This is a genomic window from Escherichia sp. WS547 (assembly GCF_046486065.1).
In the GTDB taxonomy this organism is placed as follows: Bacteria; Pseudomonadota; Gammaproteobacteria; order Enterobacterales; family Enterobacteriaceae; genus Escherichia; species Escherichia coli.
In genome coordinates, this window is the sequence record NZ_JBJQMA010000005.1 from 72,770 (window position 1) to 91,826 (window position 19,057).

Sequence of the window (19,057 nt, forward strand, 5' to 3'; positions counted from 1 at the left end):
AGTGATATCGATAGCGCGTTTTTGCATTATTTTGTTACATGCAGAGATGAATTGCCGATTTAACAAACACTTTTCTTTGCTTTTGCGCAAACCCGCTGGCATCAAGCGCCACACAGACGCAACAGGGACTGTTAACCGGGGAAGATATGTCCTAAAATGCCGCTCGCGTCGCAAACTGACACTTTATATTTGCTGTGGAAAATAGTGAGTCATTTTAAAACGGTGATGACGATGAGGGATTTTTTCTTACAGCTATTCATAACGTTAATTTGCTTCGCACGTTGGACGTAAAATAAACAACGCTGATATTAGCCGTAAACATCGGGTTTTTTACCTCGGTATGCCTTGTGACTGGCTTGACAAGCTTTTCCTCCGCTCCGTAAACTCCTTTCAGTGGGAAATTGTGGGGCAAAGTGGGAATAAGGGGTGAGGCTGGCATGTTCCGGGGAGCAACGTTAGTCAATCTCGACAGCAAAGGGCGCTTATCAGTGCCTACCCGTTATCGGGAACAGCTGCTTGAGAACGCTGCCGGTCAAATGGTTTGCACCATTGACATTCATCACCCGTGCCTGCTGCTTTACCCCCTGCCTGAATGGGAAATTATCGAGCAAAAATTATCGCGTCTGTCGAGCATGAACCCGGTTGAGCGCCGTGTGCAGCGCCTACTGTTAGGTCATGCCAGCGAATGTCAGATGGATGGCGCAGGTCGATTGTTAATCGCGCCAGTACTGCGGCAACATGCCGGGCTGACAAAAGAAGTGATGCTGGTTGGACAGTTCAACAAGTTTGAGCTGTGGGATGAAACAACCTGGCATCAACAGGTCAAGGAAGATATCGACGCAGAGCAGTTGGCTACCGGAGACTTATCGGAGCGACTGCAGGACTTGTCTCTATAAAATGATGGAAAACTATAAACATACTACGGTGCTGCTGGATGAAGCCGTTAATGGCCTCAATATCCGTCCTGATGGCATCTACATTGATGGGACTTTTGGTCGCGGTGGTCACTCACGTTTGATCCTCTCGCAGCTTGGCGAAGAGGGGCGTTTGCTGGCGATCGATCGCGACCCGCAGGCTATCGCCGTTGCGAAGACTATTGATGATCCGCGCTTCTCCATCATCCACGGACCTTTCTCCGCGCTGGGCGAATACGTTGCCGAGCGCGATCTTATCGGCAAGATCGACGGCATTCTCCTCGATCTTGGCGTCTCTTCACCGCAACTTGATGATGCTGAACGCGGCTTTTCCTTTATGCGCGATGGTCCGCTGGACATGCGTATGGACCCAACCCGTGGGCAGTCAGCCGCTGAATGGCTACAAACCGCAGAAGAAGCCGATATCGCCTGGGTATTGAAAACCTACGGTGAAGAGCGTTTTGCTAAACGCATTGCCCGCGCCATTGTCGAGCGAAACCGCGAACAGCCGATGACCCGCACCAAAGAACTGGCGGAAGTCGTGGCTGCTGCAACGCCGGTGAAAGATAAGTTTAAACATCCCGCGACTCGGACCTTCCAGGCGGTGCGCATTTGGGTAAACAGTGAACTGGAGGAGATAGAGCAGGCGCTAAAAAGCTCGCTCAACGTGCTGGCCCCGGGTGGGCGGCTTTCGATCATCAGCTTCCACTCGCTGGAAGACCGTATTGTGAAACGTTTTATGCGTGAAAACAGCCGCGGTCCGCAAGTTCCGGCAGGGTTACCGATGACTGAAGAGCAGCTCAAAAAACTGGGTGGCCGTCAGCTGCGAGCACTAGGCAAGTTAATGCCGGGCGAAGAAGAGGTGGCTGAGAACCCTCGTGCCCGTAGTTCAGTTCTGCGTATTGCAGAGAGGACGAACGCATGATCAGCAGAGTGACAGAAGCTCTAAGCAAAGTTAAAGGATCGATGGGAAGCCACGAGCGCCATGCATTGCCTGGTGTTATCGGTGACGATCTTTTGCGATTTGGGAAGCTGCCACTCTGCCTGTTCATTTGCATTATTTTGACGGCGGTGACCGTGGTAACCACGGCGCACCATACCCGTTTACTGACCGCTCAGCGCGAACAACTGGTGCTGGAGCGAGATGCTTTAGACATTGAATGGCGCAACCTGATCCTTGAAGAGAATGCGCTCGGCGACCATAGCCGGGTGGAAAGGATCGCCACGGAAAAGCTGCAAATGCAGCATGTTGATCCGTCACAAGAAAATATCGTAGTGCAAAAATAAGGATAAACGCGACGCATGAAAGCAGCGGCGAAAACGCAGAAACCAAAACGTCAGGAAGAACATGCCAACTTTATCAGTTGGCGTTTTGCGTTGTTATGCGGCTGTATTCTCCTGGCGCTGGCTTTTCTGCTCGGACGCGTAGCGTGGTTACAAGTTATCTCCCCGGATATGCTGGTGAAAGAGGGCGACATGCGTTCTCTTCGCGTTCAGCAAGTTTCCACCTCCCGCGGCATGATTACTGACCGTTCTGGTCGCCCGTTAGCGGTGAGCGTGCCGGTAAAAGCGATTTGGGCTGACCCGAAAGAAGTGCATGACGCTGGCGGTATCAGCGTCGGTGACCGCTGGAAGGCGCTGGCTAACGCGCTCAATATTCCGCTGGATCAGCTTTCAGCCCGCATTAACGCCAACCCGAAAGGGCGCTTTATTTATCTGGCGCGTCAGGTAAACCCTGACATGGCGGACTACATCAAAAAACTGAAACTGCCGGGGATTCATCTGCGTGAAGAATCTCGCCGTTATTATCCATCCGGCGAAGTGACTGCTCACCTCATCGGCTTTACTAACGTCGATAGTCAGGGGATTGAGGGCGTCGAGAAGAGTTTCGATAAATGGCTTACCGGGCAGCCGGGTGAGCGCATTGTGCGTAAAGACCGCTATGGTCGCGTAATTGAAGATATCTCTTCCACCGACAGTCAGGCGGCGCACAACCTGGCGCTGAGTATTGATGAACGCCTGCAGGCGCTGGTTTATCGCGAACTGAACAACGCGGTGGCCTTTAACAAAGCTGAATCTGGTAGCGCCGTGCTGGTGGATGTCAACACCGGTGAAGTGCTGGCGATGGCTAACAGCCCGTCATACAACCCTAACAATCTGAGCGGCACGCCGAAAGAGGCGATGCGTAACCGTACCATCACCGACGTGTTTGAACCGGGTTCAACGGTTAAACCGATGGTGGTGATGACCGCGTTGCAACGTGGCGTAGTGCGGGAAAACTCGGTACTCAATACCGTTCCTTATCGAATTAACGGCCACGAAATCAAAGACGTGGCACGCTACAGCGAATTAACCCTGACCGGGGTATTACAGAAGTCGAGTAACGTCGGTGTTTCCAAGCTGGCGTTAGCGATGCCGTCCTCAGCGTTAGTAGATACTTACTCACGTTTTGGACTGGGAAAAGCGACCAATTTGGGGTTGGTCGGAGAACGCAGTGGCTTATATCCTCAAAAACAACGGTGGTCTGACATAGAGAGGGCCACCTTCTCTTTCGGCTACGGGCTAATGGTAACACCGTTACAGTTAGCGCGAGTCTACGCAACTATCGGCAGCTACGGCATTTATCGCCCACTGTCGATTACCAAAGTTGACCCCCCGGTTCCCGGTGAACGAGTCTTCCCGGAATCCATTGTTCGCACCGTGGTGCATATGATGGAAAGCGTGGCGCTACCGGGTGGTGGCGGCGTGAAGGCGGCGATTAAGGGCTATCGTATCGCCATTAAAACCGGTACCGCGAAAAAGGTCGGGCCGGACGGTCGCTACATCAATAAATATATTGCTTATACCGCAGGCGTTGCGCCTGCGAGTCAGCCGCGCTTCGCGCTGGTTGTTGTTATCAACGATCCGCAGGCGGGTAAATACTACGGCGGCGCCGTTTCCGCGCCGGTCTTTGGTGCCATCATGGGCGGCGTATTGCGTACCATGAACATCGAGCCGGATGCGCTGACAACGGGCGATAAAAATGAATTTGTGATTAATCAAGGCGAGGGGACAGGTGGCAGATCGTAATTTGCGCGACCTTCTTGCTCCGTGGGTGCCAGACGCACCTTCGCGAGCACTGCGAGAGATGACACTCGACAGCCGTGTGGCTGCGGCGGGCGATCTCTTTGTAGCTGTAGTAGGTCATCAGGCGGACGGGCGTCGATATATCCCGCAGGCGATAGCGCAAGGTGTGGCTGCCATTATTGCAGAGGCGAAAGATGAGGCGACCGACGGTGAAATCCGTGAAATGCACGGCGTACCGGTCATCTATCTCAGCCAGCTCAACGAGCGTTTATCTGCACTGGCGGGCCGCTTTTACCATGAACCCTCTGACAATTTACGTCTTGTAGGCGTAACGGGCACCAACGGCAAAACCACGACGACCCAGCTGCTGGCGCAGTGGAGCCAACTGCTTGGCGAAACCAGCGCGGTAATGGGCACCGTTGGTAACGGCCTGCTGGGGAAAGTGATCCCGACAGAAAATACAACCGGTTCGGCAGTCGATGTTCAGCATGAGCTGGCGGGGCTGGTGGATCAGGGCGCGACTTTTTGCGCAATGGAAGTTTCCTCCCACGGGCTGGTACAGCACCGTGTGGCGGCATTGAAATTTGCGGCGTCGGTCTTTACCAACTTAAGCCGCGATCACCTTGATTATCATGGTGATATGGAACACTACGAAGCCGCGAAATGGCTGCTTTATTCTGCACATCATTGCGGTCAGGCGATTGTTAACGCCGACGATGAAGTGGGTCGCCGCTGGCTGGCAAAACTGCCAGACGCAGTTGCGGTGTCAATGGAAGATCATATCAATCCGAACTGTCACGGACGCTGGTTGAAAGCGACCGACGTGAACTATCACGACAGCGGTGCGACGATTCGCTTTAGCTCAAGCTGGGGCGATGGCGAAATTGAAAGCCATCTGATGGGCGCTTTTAACGTCAGCAACTTGCTGCTGGCGCTGGCGACGCTGCTGGCACTCGGCTATCTGCTGGCTGATTTGCTGAAAACCGCCGCGCGTCTGCAACCGGTTTGCGGACGTATGGAAGTGTTCACTGCACCAGGCAAACCGACGGTGGTGGTGGATTACGCGCATACGCCAGATGCACTGGAAAAAGCCTTACAGGCGGCGCGCCTGCACTGTGCAGGCAAGCTGTGGTGCGTCTTTGGCTGTGGTGGCGATCGTGATAAAGGCAAACGTCCACTGATGGGCGCAATTGCTGAAGAGTTTGCTGACGTGGCGGTGGTGACGGACGATAACCCGCGTACCGAAGAACCGCGTGCCATCATCAACGATATTCTGGCGGGAATGTTAGATGCCGGACATGCCAAAGTGATGGAAGGCCGTGCTGAAGCGGTGACTTGCGCCGTTATGCAGGCTAAAGAGAATGATGTGGTACTGGTCGCGGGCAAAGGTCATGAGGATTACCAGATTGTTGGCAATCAGCGTCTGGACTACTCCGATCGCGTCACGGTGGCGCGTCTGCTGGGGGTGATTGCATGATTAGCGTAACCCTTAGCCAACTTACCGATATTCTCAACGGTGAACTGCAAGGTGCAGATATTACCCTTGATGCTGTAACCACTGACACGCGAAAACTGACGCCGGGCTGCCTGTTTGTTGCCCTGAAAGGCGAACGTTTCGATGCTCATGATTTTGCCGACCAGGCGAAAGCTGGCGGCGCGGGCGCACTACTGGTCAGCCGTCCGCTGGATATCGATCTGCCGCAGTTAATCGTCAAGGATACGCGTCTGGCGTTTGGTGAACTGGCTGCATGGGTTCGCCAGCAAGTTCCGGCGCGCGTGGTTGCTCTGACGGGTTCCTCCGGCAAAACCTCCGTTAAAGAGATGACGGCGGCGATTTTAAGCCAGTGCGGCAACACGCTTTATACGGCAGGCAATCTCAACAACGACATCGGCGTACCGATGACGCTGCTGCGCTTAACGTCGGAATACGATTACGCAGTCATTGAACTTGGCGCGAACCATCAGGGCGAAATTGCCTGGACTGTGAGTCTGACTCGCCCGGAAGCGGCGCTGGTCAACAACCTGGCAGCGGCACATCTGGAAGGTTTTGGCTCGCTTGCGGGTGTCGCGAAAGCGAAAGGTGAAATCTTTAGCGGCCTGCCGGAAAACGGTATCGCCATTATGAATGCCGACAACAACGACTGGCTGAACTGGCAGAGCGTAATTGGCTCACGCAAAGTGTGGCGTTTCTCACCCAATGCCGCCAACAGCGATTTCACCGCCACCAACATCCATGTGACTTCGCACGGTACGGAATTTACCCTGCAAACCCCAACCGGTAGCGTGGATGTTCTGCTGCCGTTGCCGGGGCGTCACAATATTGCGAATGCGCTGGCAGCCGCTGCGCTCTCCATGTCCGTGGGCGCAACGCTTGATGCTATCAAAGCGGGGCTGGCAAATCTGAAAGCTGTTCCAGGCCGTCTGTTCCCCATCCAACTGGCAGAAAACCAGTTGCTGCTCGACGACTCCTACAACGCCAATGTCGGTTCAATGACCGCAGCAGTCCAGGTACTGGCTGAAATGCCGGGCTACCGCGTGCTGGTGGTGGGCGATATGGCGGAACTGGGCGCTGAAAGCGAAGCCTGCCATGTACAGGTGGGCGAAGCGGCAAAAGCTGCTGGTATTGACCGCGTGTTAAGCGTGGGTAAACAAAGCCATGCTATCAGCACCGCCAGCGGCGTTGGCGAACATTTTGCAGATAAAACAGCGCTTATCGCGCGTATTAAATCACTGATTGCTGAGCAACAGGTAATTACGATTTTAGTTAAGGGTTCACGTAGTGCCGCCATGGAAGAGGTAGTACGCGCTTTACAGGAGAATGGGACATGTTAGTTTGGCTGGCCGAACATTTGGTCAAATATTATTCCGGCTTTAACGTCTTTTCCTATCTGACGTTTCGCGCCATCGTCAGCCTGCTGACCGCGCTGTTCATCTCATTGTGGATGGGCCCGCGTATGATTGCTCATTTGCAAAAACTTTCCTTTGGTCAGGTAGTGCGTAACGACGGTCCTGAATCACACTTCAGCAAGCGCGGTACGCCGACCATGGGCGGGATTATGATCCTGACAGCGATTGTGATCTCCGTGCTGCTGTGGGCTTATCCATCCAATCCGTACGTCTGGTGCGTACTGGTGGTGCTGGTAGGTTACGGCATCATTGGCTTTGTTGATGACTATCGCAAAGTGGTGCGTAAAGACACCAAAGGGTTGATCGCTCGTTGGAAGTATTTCTGGATGTCGGTCATTGCGCTGGGTGTTGCCTTCGCGCTGTACCTTGCCGGCAAAGACACGCCCGCAACGCAGCTGGTGGTTCCGTTCTTTAAAGATGTGATGCCGCAACTGGGGCTGTTCTACATTCTGCTGGCTTACTTCGTCATTGTGGGTACAGGCAACGCGGTAAACCTGACTGATGGTCTTGACGGTCTGGCAATTATGCCGACCGTATTTGTCTCCGGTGGTTTTGCGCTGGTGGCGTGGGCGACCGGCAACATGAACTTTGCCAGCTATTTACACATACCGTATCTACGACACGCCGGGGAACTGGTCATTGTCTGTACCGCGATAGTCGGGGCAGGGCTGGGCTTCCTGTGGTTTAACACCTATCCGGCGCAGGTCTTTATGGGCGATGTCGGTTCGCTGGCGTTAGGTGGTGCGTTAGGCATTATCGCCGTACTGCTGCGTCAGGAATTCCTGCTGGTGATTATGGGGGGCGTGTTCGTGGTAGAAACACTTTCCGTCATCCTGCAGGTCGGCTCCTTTAAACTGCGCGGACAACGTATTTTCCGCATGGCACCGATTCATCACCACTATGAACTGAAAGGCTGGCCGGAACCGCGCGTCATTGTGCGTTTCTGGATTATTTCGCTGATGCTGGTCCTGATTGGTCTGGCAACGCTGAAGGTACGTTAATCATGGCTGATTACCAGGGTAAAAATGTCGTCATTATCGGCCTGGGCCTCACCGGGCTTTCTTGCGTGGACTTTTTCCTCGCTCGCGGTGTGACGCCGCGCGTTATGGATACGCGTATGACACCGCCTGGCCTGGATAAATTACCCGAAGCCGTAGAACGCCACACGGGCGGTCTGAATGATGAATGGCTGATGGCGGCAGATCTGATTGTCGCCAGTCCCGGTATTGCACTGGCGCATCCATCCTTAAGCGCTGCCGCTGATGCCGGAATCGAAATCGTTGGCGATATCGAGCTGTTCTGTCGTGAAGCACAAGCACCGATTGTGGCGATCACCGGTTCTAACGGCAAAAGCACGGTCACCACTCTAGTGGGTGAAATGGCGAAAGCGGCGGGGGTTAACGTTGGTGTGGGTGGCAATATTGGCCTGCCTGCGTTGATGCTGCTGGATGATGAGTGCGAACTGTACGTGCTAGAGCTGTCGAGCTTCCAGCTTGAAACCACCTCCAGTTTACAGGCGGTAGCAGCGACCATTCTGAACGTAACTGAAGATCATATGGATCGCTATCCGTTTGGTTTACAACAGTATCGTGCAGCAAAACTGCGCATTTACGAAAACGCAAAAATTTGCGTGGTTAATGCTGATGATGCCTTAACAATGCCGATTCGCGGTGCGGATGAACGCTGCGTCAGCTTTGGCGTCAACATGGGTGACTATCACCTGAATCATCAGCAGGGCGAAACCTGGCTGCGGGTGAAAGGCGAGAAAGTGCTGAACGTGAAAGAAATGAAACTTTCCGGGCAGCATAACTACACCAATGCGCTCGCAGCACTGGCACTGGCAGACGCAGCTGGTTTGCCGCGCGCCAGCAGCCTGAAAGCGTTAACCACATTCACTGGTCTGCCGCATCGCTTTGAAGTTGTGCTGGAGCATAACGGTGTGCGCTGGATTAACGATTCAAAAGCGACCAACGTCGGCAGTACGGAAGCGGCACTGAATGGCCTGCACGTAGACGGCACGCTGCATTTGTTGCTGGGCGGCGATGGTAAATCGGCAGATTTTAGCCCACTGGCGCGTTACCTGAATGGCGATAACGTACGTCTGTATTGTTTCGGTCGGGACGGCGCGCAGCTGGCGGCGCTACGCCCGGAAGTGGCAGAACAAACCGAAACCATGGAACAGGCGATGCGCTTGCTGGCTCCGCGTGTTCAGCCGGGCGATATGGTTCTGCTCTCCCCGGCCTGTGCCAGCCTTGATCAGTTCAAGAACTTTGAACAACGAGGCAATGAGTTTGCCCGTCTGGCGAAGGAGTTAGGTTGATGCGTTTATCTCTCCCTCGCCTGAAAATGCCGCGCCTGCCAGGATTCAGTATTCTGGTCTGGATCTCCACGGCGCTAAAGGGCTGGGTGATGGGCTCGCGGGAAAAAGATACCGACAGCCTGATCATGTACGATCGCACCTTACTGTGGCTGACCTTCGGCCTCGCGGCGATTGGCTTTATCATGGTGACCTCGGCGTCAATGCCCATAGGGCAACGCTTAACCAACGATCCGTTCTTCTTCGCGAAGCGTGATGGCGTCTATCTGATCCTGGCATTCATTCTGGCGATCATTACGCTGCGTCTGCCGATGGAGTTCTGGCAACGTTACAGCGCTACGATGCTACTCGGATCAATCATCCTGTTGATGATCGTTCTGGTAGTGGGTAGCTCTGTTAAAGGGGCATCGCGTTGGATCGATCTCGGCTTGCTGCGTATCCAGCCTGCGGAGCTGACAAAACTGTCGTTGTTTTGCTATATCGCCAACTATCTGGTGCGTAAAGGCGACGAAGTACGTAATAACCTGCGCGGCTTCCTGAAACCGATGGGCGTGATTCTGGTGTTGGCAGTGTTACTGCTGGCACAGCCAGACCTTGGTACGGTGGTGGTGTTGTTTGTGACTACGCTGGCGATGTTATTCCTGGCGGGAGCGAAATTGTGGCAGTTCATTGCCATTATCGGTATGGGCATTTCAGCGGTTGTGTTGCTGATCCTCGCCGAACCGTACCGTATCCGCCGTGTTACCGCATTCTGGAACCCGTGGGAAGATCCCTTTGGCAGCGGCTATCAGTTAACGCAATCGCTGATGGCGTTTGGTCGCGGCGAACTTTGGGGGCAAGGTTTAGGTAACTCGGTACAAAAACTGGAGTATCTGCCGGAAGCGCACACTGACTTTATTTTCGCCATTATCGGCGAAGAATTAGGTTATGTCGGTGTGGTACTAGCACTTTTAATGGTATTCTTCGTCGCTTTTCGTGCGATGTCGATTGGCCGTAAAGCATTAGAAATTGACCATCGTTTTTCCGGTTTTCTCGCCTGTTCCATTGGCATCTGGTTTAGCTTCCAGGCGCTGGTTAACGTAGGCGCGGCGGCGGGGATGTTACCGACCAAAGGTCTGACATTGCCGCTGATCAGTTACGGTGGTTCGAGCTTACTGATTATGTCGACAGCCATCATGATGCTGTTGCGTATTGATTATGAAACGCGTCTGGAGAAAGCGCAGGCGTTTGTACGAGGTTCACGATGAGTGGTCAAGGAAAGCGATTAATGGTGATGGCAGGCGGAACCGGTGGACATGTATTCCCGGGGCTGGCGGTTGCGCACCATCTAATGGCTCAGGGTTGGCAAGTTCGCTGGCTGGGGACTGCCGACCGTATGGAAGCGGACTTAGTGCCAAAACATGGCATCGAAATTGATTTCATTCGTATCTCTGGTCTGCGTGGAAAAGGTATAAAAGCACTGATAGCTGCCCCGCTGCGTATCTTCAACGCCTGGCGTCAGGCGCGGGCGATTATGAAAGCGTACAAACCTGACGTGGTGCTCGGTATGGGCGGCTACGTATCAGGTCCAGGTGGTCTGGCCGCGTGGTCGTTAGGCATTCCGGTTGTGCTTCATGAACAAAACGGTATTGCGGGCTTAACCAATAAATGGCTGGCTAAGATTGCCACCAAAGTGATGCAGGCGTTTCCAGGCGCTTTCCCTAATGCGGAAGTGGTGGGTAACCCGGTGCGTACCGATGTGCTGGCGCTGCCGTTGCCGCAGCAACGTTTGGCTGGACGTGAAGGTCCGGTTCGTGTGTTGGTAGTGGGGGGGTCCCAGGGCGCACGCATTCTTAACCAGACAATGCCGCAGGTTGCTGCGAAACTGGGTGATTCAGTCACTATCTGGCATCAGAGCGGCAAAGGTTCGCAACAATCCGTTGAACAGGCGTATGCCGAAGCGGGGCAACCGCAGCATAAAGTGACGGAATTTATTGATGATATGGCGGCGGCGTATGCGTGGGCGGATGTCGTCGTTTGCCGCTCCGGTGCGTTAACGGTGAGTGAAATCGCCGCGGCAGGACTACCGGCGTTGTTTGTGCCGTTTCAACATAAAGACCGCCAGCAATACTGGAATGCGCTACCGCTGGAAAAAGCGGGCGCAGCCAAAATTATCGAGCAGCCACAGCTTAGCGTGGATGCTGTCGCCAACACCCTGGCCGGGTGGTCGCGAGAAACCTTATTAACCATGGCAGAACGCGCCCGCGCCGCATCCATTCCGGATGCCACCGAGCGAGTGGCAAATGAAGTGAGCCGGGCTGCCCGGGCGTAATTGTAGCGATGCCTTTTGCATCGTATGAATTTAAGAAGTTAATGGCGTAAAGAATGAATACACAACAATTGGCAAAACTGCGTTCCATCGTGCCCGAAATGCGTCGCGTTCGGCACATACATTTTGTCGGCATCGGTGGTGCCGGTATGGGCGGTATTGCCGAAGTTCTGGCCAATGAAGGTTATCAGATCAGTGGTTCCGATTTAGCGCCAAATCCGGTCACGCAACAGTTAATGAATCTTGGGGCGACGATTTATTTCAACCATCGCCCGGAAAACGTACGTGATGCCAGCGTGGTCGTTGTTTCCAGCGCGATTTCTGCCGATAACCCGGAAATTGTCGCAGCTCATGAAGCGCGTATTCCGGTGATCCGTCGTGCCGAAATGCTGGCTGAGTTAATGCGTTTTCGTCATGGCATCGCCATTGCCGGAACGCACGGCAAAACGACAACCACTGCGATGGTTTCCAGCATCTACGCAGAAGCGGGGCTCGACCCAACCTTCGTTAACGGTGGGCTGGTAAAAGCGGCGGGGGTTCATGCGCGTTTGGGGCATGGTCGGTACCTGATTGCCGAAGCAGATGAGAGTGATGCATCGTTCCTGCATCTGCAACCGATGGTGGCGATTGTCACCAATATCGAAGCCGACCACATGGATACCTACCAGGGCGACTTTGAGAATTTAAAACAGACCTTTATTAATTTTCTGCACAACCTGCCGTTTTACGGTCGTGCAGTGATGTGTGTTGATGATCCGGTGATCCGCGAATTGTTACCGCGTGTGGGACGTCAGACCACGACTTACGGCTTCAGCGAAGATGCCGACGTGCGTGTAGAAGATTATCAGCAGATTGGCCCGCAAGGGCACTTTACGCTGCTGCGCCAGGACAAAGAGCCGATGCGCGTCACCCTAAATGCGCCAGGTCGTCATAACGCGCTGAACGCCGCAGCTGCGGTTGCGGTTGCTACGGAAGAGGGCATTGACGACGAGGCTATTTTGCGTGCGCTGGAGAGCTTCCAGGGGACTGGTCGTCGTTTTGATTTCCTCGGTGAATTCCCGCTGGAGCCAGTGAATGGTAAAAGCGGTACGGCAATGCTGGTCGATGACTACGGCCACCACCCGACGGAAGTGGACGCCACTATTAAAGCGGCGCGTGCAGGCTGGCCGGATAAAAACCTGGTAATGCTGTTTCAGCCGCACCGTTTTACCCGTACACGCGACCTGTATGATGATTTCGCCAATGTGCTGACGCAGGTTGATACCCTGTTGATGCTGGAAGTGTATCCGGCTGGCGAAGCGCCAATTCCGGGAGCGGACAGCCGTTCGCTGTGTCGCACAATTCGTGGACGTGGGAAAATTGATCCCATTCTGGTGCCTGACCCGGCGCAGGTAGCCGAGATGCTGGCACCGGTATTAACCGGTAACGACCTGATTCTCGTTCAGGGGGCTGGTAATATTGGAAAAATTGCCCGTTCTTTAGCTGAAATCAAACTGAAGCCGCAAGCTCCGGAGGAAGCACAACATGACTGATAAAATCGCGGTCCTGTTGGGTGGGACCTCCGCTGAGCGGGAAGTTTCTCTGAATTCTGGCGCAGCGGTGTTAGCCGGGCTGCGTGAAGGCGGTATTGACGCGTATCCTGTCGACCCGAAAGAAGTCGACGTGACGCAACTGAAGTCGATGGGCTTTCAGAAAGTGTTTATCGCGCTACACGGTCGCGGCGGTGAAGATGGCACGCTGCAGGGCATGCTCGAGCTGATGGGCTTGCCTTATACCGGCAGCGGAGTGATGGCATCTGCGCTTTCAATGGATAAACTACGCAGCAAATTGCTTTGGCAGGGCGCTGGTTTACCGGTCGCTCCGTGGGTAGCGTTAACCCGCGCAGAGTTTGAAAAAGGCCTGAGTGATAAGCAGTTAGCAGAAATTTCTGCTCTGGGTTTGCCGGTTATCGTTAAGCCGAGCCGCGAAGGTTCCAGTGTGGGAATGTCAAAAGTAGTAGCAGAAAATGCTCTACAAGATGCATTAAGATTGGCATTTCAGCACGATGAGGAAGTATTGATTGAAAAATGGCTAAGTGGGCCGGAGTTCACGGTTGCGATACTCGGTGAAGAAATTTTACCGTCAATACGTATTCAACCGTCCGGAACCTTCTATGATTATGAGGCGAAGTATCTCTCTGATGAGACACAGTATTTCTGCCCCGCAGGTCTGGAAGCGTCACAAGAGGCCAATTTGCAGGCATTAGTGCTGAAAGCATGGACGACGTTAGGTTGCAAAGGATGGGGACGTATTGACGTTATGCTGGACAGCGATGGACAGTTTTATCTGCTGGAAGCCAATACCTCACCGGGTATGACCAGCCACAGCCTGGTGCCGATGGCGGCACGTCAGGCAGGTATGAGCTTCTCGCAGTTGGTAGTACGAATTCTGGAACTGGCGGACTAATATGTCGCAGGCTGCTCTGAACACGCGAAACAGCGAAGAAGAGGTTTCTTCTCGCCGCAATAATGGAACGCGTCTGGCGGGGATCCTTTTCCTGCTGACCGTTTTAACGACAGTGTTGGTGAGCGGCTGGGTCGTGTTGGGCTGGATGGAAGATGCGCAACGCCTGCCGCTCTCAAAGCTGGTGTTGACCGGTGAACGCCATTACACGCGTAATGACGATATCCGGCAGTCGATCCTGGCATTGGGTGAGCCAGGTACCTTTATGACCCAGGATGTCAACATCATCCAGACGCAAATAGAACAACGCCTGCCGTGGATTAAGCAGGTGAGCGTCAGAAAGCAGTGGCCTGATGAATTGAAGATTCATCTGGTTGAATATGTGCCGATTGCGCGGTGGAATGATCAACATATGGTAGACGCGGAAGGAAACACTTTCAGCGTGCCGCCAGATCGCACCAGCAAGCAGGTGCTTCCAATGCTGTATGGCCCGGAAGGCAGCGCCAATGAAGTGTTGCAGGGCTATCGCGAAATGGGGCAGATGCTGGCAAAGGACAGATTTACTCTGAAGGAAGCGGCGATGACCGCGCGGCGTTCCTGGCAGTTGACGCTGAATAACGATATTAAGCTCAATCTTGGCCGGGGCGATACGATGAAACGTTTGGCTCGCTTTGTAGAACTTTATCCGGTTTTACAGCAGCAGGCGCAAACCGATGGCAAACGGATTAGCTACGTTGATTTGCGTTATGACTCTGGAGCGGCAGTAGGCTGGGCGCCCTTGCCGCCAGAGGAATCTACTCAGCAACAAAATCAGGCACAGGCAGAACAACAATGATCAAGGCGACGGACAGAAAACTGGTAGTAGGACTGGAGATTGGTACCGCGAAGGTTGCCGCTTTAGTAGGGGAAGTTCTGCCCGACGGTATGGTCAATATCATTGGCGTGGGCAGCTGCCCGTCACGTGGTATGGATAAAGGCGGGGTGAACGACCTCGAATCCGTGGTCAAGTGCGTACAACGCGCCATTGACCAGGCAGAATTGATGGCAGATTGTCAGATCTCTTCGGTATATCTGGCGCTTTCTGGTAAGCATATCAGCTGCCAGAATGAAATTGGTATGGTGCCTATTTCTGAAGAAGAAGTAACGCAAGAAGATGTGGAAAACGTCGTCCATACCGCGAAATCGGTGCGTGTGCGCGATGAACACCGTGTGCTGCATGTGATCCCGCAAGAGTATGCGATTGACTATCAGGAAGGGATCAAGAATCCGGTAGGACTTTCGGGCGTGCGGATGCAGGCAAAAGTGCACCTGATCACATGTCACAACGATATGGCGAAAAACATCGTCAAAGCGGTTGAACGTTGTGGGCTGAAAGTTGACCAACTGATATTTGCTGGACTGGCATCAAGTTATTCGGTATTGACGGAAGATGAACGTGAACTGGGTGTCTGCGTCGTCGATATCGGTGGTGGTACAATGGATATCGCCGTTTATACCGGTGGGGCATTGCGCCACACTAAGGTAATTCCTTATGCTGGCAATGTCGTGACCAGTGATATCGCTTACGCCTTTGGCACGCCGCCAAGCGACGCCGAAGCGATTAAAGTTCGCCACGGTTGTGCGCTGGGTTCCATCGTTGGAAAAGATGAGAGCGTGGAAGTGCCGAGCGTAGGCGGTCGTCCGCCGCGGAGTCTGCAACGTCAGACCCTGGCAGAGGTGATCGAGCCGCGCTATACCGAGCTGCTCAACCTGGTCAACGAAGAGATATTGCAGTTGCAGGAAAAGCTTCGCCAACAAGGGGTTAAACATCACCTGGCGGCAGGCATTGTATTAACTGGTGGCGCAGCGCAGATCGAAGGTCTTGCAGCCTGTGCTCAGCGCGTGTTTCATACGCAAGTGCGTATCGGCGCGCCGCTGAACATTACCGGTTTAACGGATTATGCTCAGGAGCCGTATTATTCGACGGCGGTGGGATTGCTTCACTATGGAAAAGAGTCACATCTTAACGGTGAAGCTGAAGTAGAAAAACGTGGTACAGCATCAGTTGGCTCGTGGATCAAGCGACTCAATAGTTGGCTGCGAAAAGAGTTTTAATTTTTATGAGGCCGACGATGATTACGGCCTCAGGCGACAGGCACAAATCGGAGAGAAACTATGTTTGAACCAATGGAACTTACCAATGACGCGGTGATTAAAGTCATCGGCGTCGGCGGCGGCGGCGGTAATGCTGTTGAACACATGGTGCGCGAGCGCATTGAAGGTGTTGAATTCTTCGCGGTAAATACCGATGCACAAGCGCTGCGTAAAACAGCGGTTGGACAGACGATTCAAATCGGTAGCGGTATCACCAAAGGACTGGGCGCTGGCGCTAATCCAGAAGTTGGCCGTAATGCGGCTGATGAGGATCGCGATGCACTGCGTGCGGCGCTGGAAGGTGCAGACATGGTCTTTATTGCTGCGGGTATGGGTGGTGGTACCGGTACAGGCGCAGCTCCAGTCGTCGCTGAAGTGGCAAAAGATTTGGGTATCCTGACCGTTGCTGTCGTCACTAAGCCTTTCAACTTTGAAGGCAAGAAGCGTATGGCATTCGCGGAGCAGGGGATCACTGAACTGTCCAAACATGTGGACTCTCTGATCACTATCCCGAACGACAAACTGCTGAAAGTTCTGGGCCGCGGTATCTCCCTGCTGGATGCGTTTGGCGCAGCGAACGATGTACTCAAAGGCGCTGTGCAAGGTATCGCCGAACTGATTACTCGTCCGGGTTTGATGAACGTGGACTTTGCAGACGTACGCACCGTAATGTCTGAAATGGGCTACGCAATGATGGGTTCTGGCGTGGCGAGCGGTGAAGACCGTGCGGAAGAAGCTGCTGAAATGGCTATCTCTTCTCCGCTGCTTGAAGATATCGACCTGTCTGGCGCGCGCGGCGTGCTGGTTAACATCACAGCGGGCTTCGACCTGCGTCTGGATGAGTTCGAAACGGTAGGTAACACCATCCGTGCATTTGCTTCCGACAACGCGACTGTGGTTATCGGTACTTCTCTTGACCCGGATATGAATGACGAGCTGCGTGTAACTGTTGTTGCGACAGGTATCGGCATGGACAAACGTCCTGAAATCACTCTGGTGACCAATAAGCAGGTTCAGCAGCCAGTGATGGAACGCTACCAGCAGCACGGGATGGCTCCGCTGACCCAGGAGCAGAAGCCGGTTGCTAAAGTTGTGAATGACAATGCGCCGCAAACTGCGAAAGAGCCGGATTATCTGGATATCCCAGCATTCCTGCGTAAGCAAGCTGATTAAGAATTGACTGGAATTTGGGTTTCGAGGCTCTTTGTGCTAAACTGGCCCGCCGAATGTATAGTACACTTCGGTTGGATAGGTAATTTGGCGAGATAATACGATGATCAAACAAAGGACACTTAAACGTATCGTTCAGGCGACGGGTGTCGGTTTACATACCGGCAAGAAAGTCACCCTGACGTTACGCCCTGCGCCGGCCAACACCGGGGTCATCTATCGTCGCACCGACTTGAATCCACCGGTAGATTTCCCGGCCGATGCCAAATCTGTGCGTGATACCATGCTCTGTACGTGTCTGGTCAACGAGCATGATGTACGGATTTCAACCGTAGAGCACCTCAATGCTGCTCTCGCGGGCCTGGGCATCGATAACATTGTTATCGAAGTTAACGCGCCGGAAATCCCGATCATGGACGGCAGCGCCGCTCCGTTTGTATATCTGCTGCTTGACGCCGGTATCGACGAGTTGAACTGCGCCAAGAAATTTGTTCGCATCAAAGAGACTGTTCGTGTCGAAGATGGCGATAAGTGGGCTGAATTTAAGCCGTACAATGGTTTTTCGCTGGATTTCACCATCGATTTTAACCATCCGGCTATTGATTCCAGCAACCAGCGCTATGCGATGAACTTCTCCGCTGATGCGTTTATGCGCCAGATCAGCCGTGCGCGTACGTTCGGTTTCATGCGTGATATCGAATATCTGCAGTCCCGTGGTTTGTGCCTGGGCGGCAGCTTCGATTGTGCCATCGTTGTTGACGATTATCGCGTACTGAACGAAGACGGCCTGCGTTTTGAAGACGAATTTGTGCGTCACAAAATGCTTGATGCGATCGGTGACTTGTTCATGTGTGGTCACAATATTATTGGTGCATTTACCGCTTATAAATCCGGTCATGCACTGAATAACAAACTGCTGCAGGCTGTCCTGGCGAAACAGGAAGCCTGGGAATATGTGACCTTCCAGGACGACGCAGAACTGCCGTTGGCCTTCAAAGCGCCTTCAGCCGTACTGGCATAACGACATTTATACTGTCGTATAAAATTCGACTGGCAAATCTGGCACTCTCTCCGGCCAGGTGAACCAGTCGTTTTTTTTTTGAATTTTATAAGAACGATAAAAAACGGTGCGAACGCTGTTTTCTTAAGCACTTTTACGCATAACTTATCTTCATTCGTGCTGTGGACTTCAGGCTTTAATGATAAGATTTGTGCGCTAAATACGTTTAAATACGATCGGGATGGCAATAACGTGAGTGGAATACTGACGCGCTGGCGACAGTTTGGTAAACGCTACTTCTGGCCGCATCTCTTATTAGGGATGGTCGCGGCGAGTTTAGGTTTGCCTGCGCTCAGCAACGCCGCCGAACCAAACGCGCCCGCAAAAGCGACAACCCGCAACCACGAGCCTTCAGCCAAAGTTAACTTTGGTCAATTGGCCTTGCTGGAAGCGAACACGCGCCGCCCGAATTCGAACTATTCCGTTGATTACTGGCATCAACATGCCATTCGCACGGTAATCCGTCATCTTTCCTTCGCAATGGCACCGCAAACGCTGCCCGTTGCTGAAGAATCTTTGCCTCTTCAGGCGCAACATCTTGCATTACTGGATACGCTCAGCGCGCTGTTGACCCAGGAAGGCACGCCGTCTGAAAAGGGTTATCGCATTGATTATGCGCATTTTACCCCGCAAGCAAAATTCAGCACGCCCGTCTGGATAAGCCAGGCGCAAGGCATCCGTGCTGGCCCTCAACGCCTCAGCTAACAACAATAAACCTTTACTTCATTTTATTGACTCCG

General features: G+C 53.4%; 17 protein-coding genes. All 17 read left to right on the top strand.

Going from position 1 to position 19,057, the window contains the following annotated elements:
• Positions 1–437 precede the first annotated feature (437 nt).
• The 17 genes from mraZ to secM all read left to right on the top strand — a co-directional run bounded on the left by mraZ (position 438) and on the right by secM (position 19,022).
• Positions 438–896: a division/cell wall cluster transcriptional repressor MraZ gene (mraZ, locus tag ACJHWK_RS06360; protein WP_001295770.1), complete on the top strand. Its 459-nt coding sequence runs from the start codon at positions 438–440 to the stop codon at positions 894–896.
• A 1-nt stretch (position 897) separates the two neighbouring features.
• The gene (gene rsmH / locus ACJHWK_RS06365) at positions 898–1,839 is read left to right on the top strand and encodes a 16S rRNA (cytosine(1402)-N(4))-methyltransferase RsmH (protein ID WP_000970479.1); all 942 of its coding nucleotides are present in this window, start codon (positions 898–900) and stop codon (positions 1,837–1,839) included.
• On the top strand, positions 1,836–2,201 hold the full coding sequence (gene ftsL / locus ACJHWK_RS06370) for a cell division protein FtsL (RefSeq protein WP_000625658.1): 366 nt from the start codon (positions 1,836–1,838) through the stop codon (positions 2,199–2,201). Before rsmH ends, ftsL begins: the two co-directional genes overlap by 4 nt.
• A gap of 15 nt (positions 2,202–2,216) precedes the next feature.
• Positions 2,217–3,983, top strand: a complete 1,767-nt coding sequence (ftsI, locus tag ACJHWK_RS06375) for a peptidoglycan glycosyltransferase FtsI (RefSeq protein WP_000642204.1) — start codon at positions 2,217–2,219, stop codon at positions 3,981–3,983.
• Positions 3,970–5,457, top strand: a complete 1,488-nt coding sequence (murE, locus tag ACJHWK_RS06380) for a UDP-N-acetylmuramoyl-L-alanyl-D-glutamate--2,6-diaminopimelate ligase (RefSeq protein ID WP_170886335.1) — start codon at positions 3,970–3,972, stop codon at positions 5,455–5,457. Before ftsI ends, murE begins: the two co-directional genes overlap by 14 nt.
• A complete protein-coding gene (gene murF / locus ACJHWK_RS06385) occupies positions 5,454–6,812 on the top strand; it encodes a UDP-N-acetylmuramoyl-tripeptide--D-alanyl-D-alanine ligase (RefSeq protein ID WP_001520480.1) in 1,359 nt (452 codons plus the stop codon). Before murE ends, murF begins: the two co-directional genes overlap by 4 nt.
• Positions 6,806–7,888: a phospho-N-acetylmuramoyl-pentapeptide-transferase gene (gene mraY / locus ACJHWK_RS06390; protein ID WP_001520481.1), complete on the top strand. Its 1,083-nt coding sequence runs from the start codon at positions 6,806–6,808 to the stop codon at positions 7,886–7,888. Before murF ends, mraY begins: the two co-directional genes overlap by 7 nt.
• Before the next feature lie 2 nt (positions 7,889–7,890).
• Entirely contained in the window at positions 7,891–9,207 is a 1,317-nt protein-coding gene (murD, locus tag ACJHWK_RS06395; RefSeq protein WP_000796455.1) for a UDP-N-acetylmuramoyl-L-alanine--D-glutamate ligase, read from the top strand.
• Complete coding sequence (gene ftsW, locus ACJHWK_RS06400) at positions 9,207–10,451, top strand: cell division protein FtsW (protein WP_001295532.1); 1,245 nt, start codon at positions 9,207–9,209, stop codon at positions 10,449–10,451. Before murD ends, ftsW begins: the two co-directional genes overlap by 1 nt.
• Positions 10,448–11,515 carry an undecaprenyldiphospho-muramoylpentapeptide beta-N-acetylglucosaminyltransferase gene (murG, locus tag ACJHWK_RS06405; RefSeq protein ID WP_000016559.1) on the top strand — a complete coding sequence of 356 codons (1,068 nt, stop codon included), beginning with the start codon at positions 10,448–10,450 and terminating at the stop codon, positions 11,513–11,515. Before ftsW ends, murG begins: the two co-directional genes overlap by 4 nt.
• A 53-nt stretch (positions 11,516–11,568) precedes the next feature.
• A complete protein-coding gene (gene murC, locus ACJHWK_RS06410) occupies positions 11,569–13,044 on the top strand; it encodes a UDP-N-acetylmuramate--L-alanine ligase (protein ID WP_170886336.1) in 1,476 nt (491 codons plus the stop codon).
• On the top strand, positions 13,037–13,957 hold the full coding sequence (gene ddlB / locus ACJHWK_RS06415; protein ID WP_000130056.1) for a D-alanine--D-alanine ligase: 921 nt from the start codon (positions 13,037–13,039) through the stop codon (positions 13,955–13,957). Before murC ends, ddlB begins: the two co-directional genes overlap by 8 nt.
• 1 nt (position 13,958) lies before the next feature.
• A complete protein-coding gene (ftsQ, locus tag ACJHWK_RS06420) occupies positions 13,959–14,789 on the top strand; it encodes a cell division protein FtsQ (RefSeq protein WP_000075744.1) in 831 nt (276 codons plus the stop codon).
• Complete coding sequence (gene ftsA / locus ACJHWK_RS06425) at positions 14,786–16,048, top strand: cell division protein FtsA (RefSeq protein ID WP_001520487.1); 1,263 nt, start codon at positions 14,786–14,788, stop codon at positions 16,046–16,048. The genes ftsQ and ftsA overlap by 4 nt, the downstream gene beginning before the upstream one ends.
• Before the next feature lie 60 nt (positions 16,049–16,108).
• Positions 16,109–17,260 carry a cell division protein FtsZ gene (gene ftsZ, locus ACJHWK_RS06430; protein WP_001520491.1) on the top strand — a complete coding sequence of 384 codons (1,152 nt, stop codon included), beginning with the start codon at positions 16,109–16,111 and terminating at the stop codon, positions 17,258–17,260.
• A 100-nt stretch (positions 17,261–17,360) separates the two neighbouring features.
• Complete coding sequence (lpxC, locus tag ACJHWK_RS06435; RefSeq protein WP_000595482.1) at positions 17,361–18,278, top strand: UDP-3-O-acyl-N-acetylglucosamine deacetylase; 918 nt, start codon at positions 17,361–17,363, stop codon at positions 18,276–18,278.
• Positions 18,279–18,509: 231 nt separating this feature from the next.
• Positions 18,510–19,022 carry a secA translation cis-regulator SecM gene (gene secM, locus ACJHWK_RS06440; protein ID WP_000014320.1) on the top strand — a complete coding sequence of 171 codons (513 nt, stop codon included), beginning with the start codon at positions 18,510–18,512 and terminating at the stop codon, positions 19,020–19,022.
• Positions 19,023–19,057: the final 35 nt, after the last annotated feature.

What these genes read in the sequence shown, in the direction of transcription:
- mraZ (WP_001295770.1), top strand. Translation starts at nt 438, where the DNA reads ATGTTCCGGGGAGCAACGTTAGTCAATCTCGACAGCAAAGGGCGCTTA.
- rsmH (WP_000970479.1), top strand. Translation starts at nt 898, where the DNA reads ATGATGGAAAACTATAAACATACTACGGTGCTGCTGGATGAAGCCGTT.
- ftsL (WP_000625658.1), top strand. Translation starts at nt 1,836, where the DNA reads ATGATCAGCAGAGTGACAGAAGCTCTAAGCAAAGTTAAAGGATCGATG.
- ftsI (WP_000642204.1), top strand. Translation starts at nt 2,217, where the DNA reads ATGAAAGCAGCGGCGAAAACGCAGAAACCAAAACGTCAGGAAGAACAT.
- murF (WP_001520480.1), top strand. Translation starts at nt 5,454, where the DNA reads ATGATTAGCGTAACCCTTAGCCAACTTACCGATATTCTCAACGGTGAA.
- mraY (WP_001520481.1), top strand. Translation starts at nt 6,806, where the DNA reads ATGTTAGTTTGGCTGGCCGAACATTTGGTCAAATATTATTCCGGCTTT.
- murD (WP_000796455.1), top strand. Translation starts at nt 7,891, where the DNA reads ATGGCTGATTACCAGGGTAAAAATGTCGTCATTATCGGCCTGGGCCTC.
- ftsW (WP_001295532.1), top strand. Translation starts at nt 9,207, where the DNA reads ATGCGTTTATCTCTCCCTCGCCTGAAAATGCCGCGCCTGCCAGGATTC.
- murG (WP_000016559.1), top strand. Translation starts at nt 10,448, where the DNA reads ATGAGTGGTCAAGGAAAGCGATTAATGGTGATGGCAGGCGGAACCGGT.
- murC (WP_170886336.1), top strand. Translation starts at nt 11,569, where the DNA reads ATGAATACACAACAATTGGCAAAACTGCGTTCCATCGTGCCCGAAATG.
- ddlB (WP_000130056.1), top strand. Translation starts at nt 13,037, where the DNA reads ATGACTGATAAAATCGCGGTCCTGTTGGGTGGGACCTCCGCTGAGCGG.
- ftsQ (WP_000075744.1), top strand. Translation starts at nt 13,959, where the DNA reads ATGTCGCAGGCTGCTCTGAACACGCGAAACAGCGAAGAAGAGGTTTCT.
- ftsA (WP_001520487.1), top strand. Translation starts at nt 14,786, where the DNA reads ATGATCAAGGCGACGGACAGAAAACTGGTAGTAGGACTGGAGATTGGT.
- ftsZ (WP_001520491.1), top strand. Translation starts at nt 16,109, where the DNA reads ATGTTTGAACCAATGGAACTTACCAATGACGCGGTGATTAAAGTCATC.
- lpxC (WP_000595482.1), top strand. Translation starts at nt 17,361, where the DNA reads ATGATCAAACAAAGGACACTTAAACGTATCGTTCAGGCGACGGGTGTC.